This is a genomic window from Vibrio sp. T20, assembly GCF_007858795.1.
Lineage (GTDB): Bacteria > Pseudomonadota > Gammaproteobacteria > Enterobacterales > Vibrionaceae > Vibrio > Vibrio satsumensis.
The window spans coordinates 60,247-66,628 of record NZ_VFEB01000194.1; the positions used below are offsets into that span (position 1 = coordinate 60,247).

A 6,382-nucleotide genomic window follows, 5' to 3' on the forward strand; every position below is an offset into this window, starting at 1 on the left:
ATTCTGTTGGAGGTCTAATATTATTGAGGGTTTTCTAAGCCCAAACTCTGTCTAATGACCATTAATTTTGCAGGTTCTCCTTGCTCTGCTGCACTTTGAAGTGCACGCGTTGGAGCATGGATCAATTTGTTTGTGAGCTTATTACTTAGCTCAAGTAAGAGTTTCTCAGGGTCACCACCAGCGGCAAGTGATTGTAAACTCTTACTTAATAATTCTTCTCGGATTTCATTGGCCGATTTGCGATAGTCACGAATACTGTCTACCGCTTGCAGTGAACGCATCCAACTCATGAATGCCGCACTTTCTTCGCTAACTATTGCTTCCGCTTGAATCGCTTCCACTTTGCGTTGTTCAATGTTGCCGTCAACAATCGACTGCAGATCATCCACTGAATAAAGGTAGGCGTCGTTTAACTCACCGACCTGAGATTCCACATCACGCGGAACCGCAATATCAACCAACAACATAGGTTGATGTTTTCTTGTTTTCAGTGCGGTCTCCACCATACCCTTACCAATAATAGGTAACGGACTGGCGGTTGAACTGATCACGATATCCGCTCGATGCAGATGATCAGGGATCTCATTGAGGCTGATCACTTCAGCACCAAACTCTTCAGCCAACCCTAAAGCACGCTCACGAGTTCGGTTAGCCACTATCATCTTGGTGCAGCCATTCGCTGAAAGATGCTTAGCCACCAACTCAATCGTTTCACCCGCACCCACCAATAACACAGTTGAATCGGCAATTGATTCAAAAATATGTTTGGCTAACGTACAAGCTGCGTAAGCAACCGAAACCGCGCTTCCGCCGATCTCCGTTTCAGTTCGAACACGCTTCGCGACAGAGAATGATTTCTGAAACAGCTTTTCCATTGAAGCATCAACAGATTTGTTCTCTCGCGAGTCTGTATAAGCTTGCTTCACCTGACCTAAGATCTGTGGCTCGCCCAATACTAAAGAGTCCAAACCACAAGCTACACGCATTAAATGCTTAATCGCAGCCTGCTCTTCATGGATATAAAGACTTGGTTTTAGCTCTTCAGGACTAACTTGATGGAAAACTGACAGCCAATCGATCAACTTGTTTTTTGCCACGCCTTTGACGTCACAATACACTTCAGTTCGATTACAGGTAGAAAGTATGACACTTCCATTTACGTGTGCATTTGCGTTAAGTTGCTTGAGTGCCTCAGATAATTTATCTGGACCAAAAGCGACTTTTTCTCGCAATTCAACCGACGCTGTATTGTGATTGATACCTACGGCAAGCAAAGACATGTATCAGAAGTTCTCGATCAGGGAATGGAAACAAGGGGCGAATTTTACTTGATGCATGGCTCTATTTAAAGAGCAAGCGGGATTTGTTTTCCTGACTTCGTGAATTCAATGCTATAGTTGAGACGTTTTTTAGATAAATTTGAACAAGTTGTGAGCAAATATGAGCAAGCTTCGTAAAATCACGTCTCTTATTTTTATGACCATAATTATGGTGGGTTGCTCGTCTATCCCAGAACAACCGACCAGTGTAGAGTGGCAAAGTCACCAAAACCGCCTTCTACAGATAGAAAACTACCAAGCCTCAGGCAAGCTCGCTTACATTTCTCCAGAGCAACGCCAAAGCCTTAATTTCATTTGGAAGCACTCCCCAAATCAAAGCCAATTAAGACTGACCACTTTCCTTGGTCAAACCGCCTTGAACCTCACGATTGACAGCTCGGGTGCCAAGGTAGTCACTTATGATGATCAGGTATTCACTCACGCAAGTGCATCTGTATTGGTAGAGCAACTAACTGGGTTGCAGATCCCTATTGATCATCTGCCACAGTGGTTTCTTGGTATTCCCGACCAAGCAGACAGCTACCAATTGAACACCACCAACACGCTTGAATCTCTGTCTAAACAAGTCAGCAGTCAATTATGGACACTGAATTTTGCTAACTACCGAAATACAGAAATGCCGAGTAAACAGCTATCGGGTGAAGATAACGCGAGCGTAGAGACAATTCCCCTCCCTACTCGATTGTCATTCAAGCAAGACGAGAACAAAATCAACATTGTAGTTTCGAAGTGGACACTGAAAAAATGATAACAACGCCAACCCATTGGCCCTCTCCGGCTAAACTGAATTTATTTCTCTATATCACTGGTCGACGTGACAATGGCTATCACGAACTTCAAACCTTATTTCAGTTTGTCGATTTTGGTGATGAACTGACGGTCACTGCAAATGAGAAAACAAATTCGATAACAATAACGCCAGAGATTCCAGGCGTTGCGCTAGAAGACAACCTAATTTGGAAAGCCGCTACTGCCCTTCAACAATACACATCGACTTCTTTCGGTGCCGATATTGAACTCAAGAAAGTTCTTCCTATGGGAGGCGGTATTGGCGGAGGCTCTTCAAATGCAGCAACTGTATTAGTCGCGCTGAATTATTTATGGCAACTCGATCTTTCAGATGATCAGCTCGCCGAAATCGGTTTAAAGCTTGGAGCAGATGTCCCGGTATTTGTTCGTGGTCATGCTGCTTTTGCTGAAGGCGTTGGCGAACAGCTACAACCCGCTAATCCGAATGAAAAATGGTACCTTGTGGTTAAGCCTCAAGTGAGCATAGCAACGGTAGACATATTCACACACTCAAAATTAACTCGAAACACGCCAAAGCGAGCGTTATCAACGCTTCTAGAGCAAGAATACGTAAACGATTGCGAAAAAATTGTGCGAATGCTGTACCCAGAGGTTGATAAGCAACTTTCATGGCTGCTACAATACGCGCCGTCGAGATTGACTGGCACAGGTTCGTGCGTTTTTGCTGAATTTAACAGCAAAAACGAAGCCGAATTGGTGCGAGAACAACTGCCTGACACAGTTTCCGCTTTCGTAGCGAAAGGAAGAAACATTTCTCCTTTAAAAGAAACTCTGGCTGAATACCAATCAGCCCACCCACAATCTATTTAAAACTGGACGCAACCCGAGGTTTCCACCGTGCCTGATATGAAGCTATTTGCTGGTAACGCAACACCTGAACTAGCCCAACGTATTGCTGATCGTCTATACATCTCTCTTGGCGATGCTACTGTAGACCGTTTTTCTGATGGCGAAGTCGCTGTTCAAATCAATGAAAACGTTCGTGGTAGCGATGTATTCCTGATTCAATCAACTTGTGCACCAACCAATGACAACCTAATGGAATTGGTGGTAATGATTGACGCAATGCGCCGTGCTTCTGCTGGCCGTATTACTGCTGTAATCCCTTACTTCGGTTATGCCCGTCAAGATCGTCGTGTACGTTCTGCTCGTGTGCCAATTACTGCAAAAGTTGTTGCAGATTTCCTTTCTAACGTTGGCGTTGACCGCGTTCTTACTATCGACCTACACGCAGAGCAAATCCAAGGCTTCTTCGATGTACCTGTTGATAACATCTTCGGCACTCCAGTTCTTCTAGAAGACATGGCGAACCGCGGCCTAGAAAACCCAGTTGTGGTTTCTCCAGACCTTGGCGGTGTTGTACGTGCTCGTGCTACTGCTAAAGCGCTAGGTGATGTTGACATCGCTATCGTTGATAAGCGTCGTCCACGTGCTAACGTTTCTGAAGTAATGAACCTAATCGGTGATGTTGAAGGCCGTGACTGTGTTATCGTTGATGACATGATCGATACGGGTGGCACACTATGTAAAGCAGCTGAAGCGCTAAAAGAGCGCGGTGCTAAGCGTGTATTCGCTTACGCAACTCACGCTGTTTTCTCTGGTACTGCTGCGAACAACATCAAGAACTCTGTTCTAGACCAAGTTATCGTAACGGATTCTATCTCTCTATCTCCAGAGATGGCTGCGACTGGTAAAGTGACAACACTTAGCCTTTCTCGCATGCTTGCTGAAGCGATTCGTCGTATCAGCAATGAAGAATCAATCTCAGCGATGTTCAACTAATCCAAGCCTTATAGCTTTTTACAAAAGCTTGGTTTTAGAAATACGCAAGAGAAAGACATTAAGCACTTCAGTCAATGAAGTGCTTTTTTTATGTCTGAGTAATATTGCACTGCTAGTTATGACAAACAGGAATAATCGCGCAGCTATCAGCTAGCTCGCACCTTTTTCATAAACTGTGATATCATACGGCGCTTTTTGAAATCCCGAGAGAGATCCATACCTTGAGCCAACAAATAAAACTTCTCGTTGGACTGGCTAATCCAGGTCCAGAATACGCCAAAACTCGCCACAATGCGGGTGCTTGGGTAGTTGAAGAATTAGCGCGTGTACATAACGTGACACTAAAGAACGAACCAAAGTTCTTTGGCCTAACGGGTCGTATCATGGTTCACGGTGAAGATCTTCGTTTGCTGATCCCAACGACTTTTATGAACTTGTCAGGCAAAGCAGTTGCAGCCTTAGCAAAGTTCTACCAAATTAAACCAGAAGAGATCATGGTCGCTCACGATGAGTTAGATCTTCCTCCTGGTATTGGAAAGTTTAAAAAAGGTGGTGGTCATGGTGGACATAATGGTCTGAAAGACATCATCAGCAAGCAGGGTAACAATAAAGAATTCTATCGTCTTAGATTAGGCATCGGCCATCCAGGACACAAAGATAAAGTTGCAGGTTATGTATTAGGCAAAGCTCCTCAAAAAGAGCAAGAGTGTATCGAGGCCGTCGTTGACGAATCGGTTCGCAGCCTAGACATCTTATTAAAAGATGGCCTACCAAAAGCACAAAATCGCTTACATACGTTCAAAGCAGAATAAGGTTTATATCATGGGTTTTAAATGTGGCATCGTTGGTCTACCAAACGTTGGTAAGTCAACTCTGTTTAACGCACTGACAAAAGCAGGCATCGAAGCAGCAAACTTTCCATTTTGTACGATCGAACCAAACACAGGTATCGTTCCGGTTCCAGATCTACGCTTAGATGCATTAGCAAAAATTGTTAATCCACAGAAGATCCTTCCAACGACAATGGAATTCGTAGATATCGCGGGCCTAGTGGCTGGCGCATCTAAAGGTGAAGGTCTTGGTAACAAGTTCCTAGCTAACATCCGTGAAACTGACGCTATCGGTCACGTTGTACGCTGCTTTGAAAATGAAAACATTGTTCACGTTGCTGGTAAAGTATCTCCAATCGAAGATATCGAAGTGATCAACCTTGAACTTGCACTGGCTGACTTAGACAGCTGTGAGCGTGCAATTCAACGTAACGCGAAGAAAGCAAAAGGCGGCGACAAAGACGCTAAATTCGAAATCACTGTACTAGAAAAGCTACTTCCAGTTCTAACTGAAGGTGGTATGGCGCGTACTGTTGAACTTGGCAAAGAAGAAGCGGCAGCAATCGGCTACCTAAACTTCCTAACGCTTAAGCCAACCATGTACATCGCAAACGTTGCAGAAGATGGTTTTGAAAATAACCCATACCTAGACGCTGTTCGTGAATACGCTGAAAACGAAAACAACGTAGTTGTTGCAGTTTGTGCAGCAATCGAATCTGAGCTTTCCGAACTTGATGACGAAGATCGCGAAGAGTTCCTAGCGGATATGGGTATCGAAGAACCAGGTCTTAACCGAGTGATCCGCTCTGGTTACGAACTACTGACTCTTCAAACTTACTTCACTGCTGGCGTTAAAGAAGTTCGCGCTTGGACAATCCCTGTAGGTGCAACTGCGCCACAAGCAGCGGGTAAGATCCACACAGACTTCGAGAAAGGCTTCATCCGTGCAGAAGTAGTAGGATTTGATCACTTCATCGAGTTTAACGGTGAGAGCGGTGCGAAAGACGCAGGTAAGTGGCGCCTTGAAGGTAAAGAATACATAGTTAAAGATGGTGACGTTGTTCACTTCCGCTTCAACGTATAATTCTGATTAAACATCTAGAAAAAAGGCCAGTGAATTCACTGGCCTTTTTGTTTTTCTCCTTTCTAAATTGCCCCTCATCAGAAACTTAACTTCCTATATATATCGCCTTTTAGACCTGTTTTTTGTCGACAAATACGCCTCTTTGCCTAAAAAGAAACCGAACAGATGTTTATTCGCGATTTATTCAAAAAAAAAGTTGACGGGTTTCGCTCAACTACGCATAATGCGCCCCGTTCACAACGAAGCGGCAACGTATCGAAATGAACGACAATTTGGAAATGGCTACTTAGCTCAGTTGGTTAGAGCACATCACTCATAATGATGGGGTCGCAGGTTCAAATCCCGCAGTAGCCACCATTTCCTAAGCACTCTGTTTGTTATTAAACACATGTTTATTAACGACAAGAGTTTTTAGGAAAGTAAAGCGGTCGTGGCGGAATTGGTAGACGCACCAGATTTAGGTTCTGGCGCCGAGAGGTGTGAGAGTTCAAGTCTCTCCGACCGCACCATTATTTAGATATCTTAAGTGATATCAT

6 protein-coding genes and 2 tRNA genes are annotated in these 6,382 nt (G+C 44.2%); 7 read left to right on the forward strand and 1 reads right to left on the reverse strand.

The window, feature by feature from the left end; genetic code table 11:
* Window positions 1-20 precede the first annotated feature (20 nt).
* Complete coding sequence (hemA, locus tag FTW16_RS20965; protein ID WP_060983584.1) at window positions 21-1,280, reverse strand: glutamyl-tRNA reductase; 1,260 nt, start codon at window positions 1,278-1,280, stop codon at window positions 21-23.
* Window positions 1,281-1,440: 160 nt separating this feature from the next.
* Here hemA and lolB point away from each other — a divergent pair, with 160 nt between their 5' ends.
* From lolB to FTW16_RS21000, 7 genes are all read left to right on the forward strand, one after another.
* A complete protein-coding gene (lolB, locus tag FTW16_RS20970) occupies window positions 1,441-2,088 on the forward strand; it encodes a lipoprotein insertase outer membrane protein LolB (RefSeq protein WP_146492352.1) in 648 nt (215 codons plus the stop codon).
* Window positions 2,085-2,960 carry a 4-(cytidine 5'-diphospho)-2-C-methyl-D-erythritol kinase gene (ispE, locus tag FTW16_RS20975; protein ID WP_186728099.1) on the forward strand — a complete coding sequence of 292 codons (876 nt, stop codon included), beginning with the start codon at window positions 2,085-2,087 and terminating at the stop codon, window positions 2,958-2,960. The genes lolB and ispE overlap by 4 nt, the downstream gene beginning before the upstream one ends.
* A 27-nt stretch (window positions 2,961-2,987) precedes the next feature.
* Entirely contained in the window at window positions 2,988-3,932 is a 945-nt protein-coding gene (locus tag FTW16_RS20980) for a ribose-phosphate pyrophosphokinase (protein ID WP_004739814.1), read from the forward strand.
* Window positions 3,933-4,153: 221 nt separating this feature from the next.
* Window positions 4,154-4,744 (forward strand): aminoacyl-tRNA hydrolase, encoded by a 591-nt coding sequence (gene pth / locus FTW16_RS20985; RefSeq protein WP_004739815.1) that lies wholly within the window; start codon window positions 4,154-4,156, stop codon window positions 4,742-4,744.
* 10 nt (window positions 4,745-4,754) lie between these two features.
* Complete coding sequence (ychF, locus tag FTW16_RS20990; protein ID WP_010439159.1) at window positions 4,755-5,846, forward strand: redox-regulated ATPase YchF; 1,092 nt, start codon at window positions 4,755-4,757, stop codon at window positions 5,844-5,846.
* A 280-nt stretch (window positions 5,847-6,126) separates the two neighbouring features.
* Window positions 6,127-6,203, forward strand: a tRNA-Met gene (locus FTW16_RS20995).
* Between the two features lie 67 nt (window positions 6,204-6,270).
* A tRNA-Leu gene (locus tag FTW16_RS21000) sits at window positions 6,271-6,355 on the forward strand.
* Window positions 6,356-6,382: the final 27 nt, after the last annotated feature.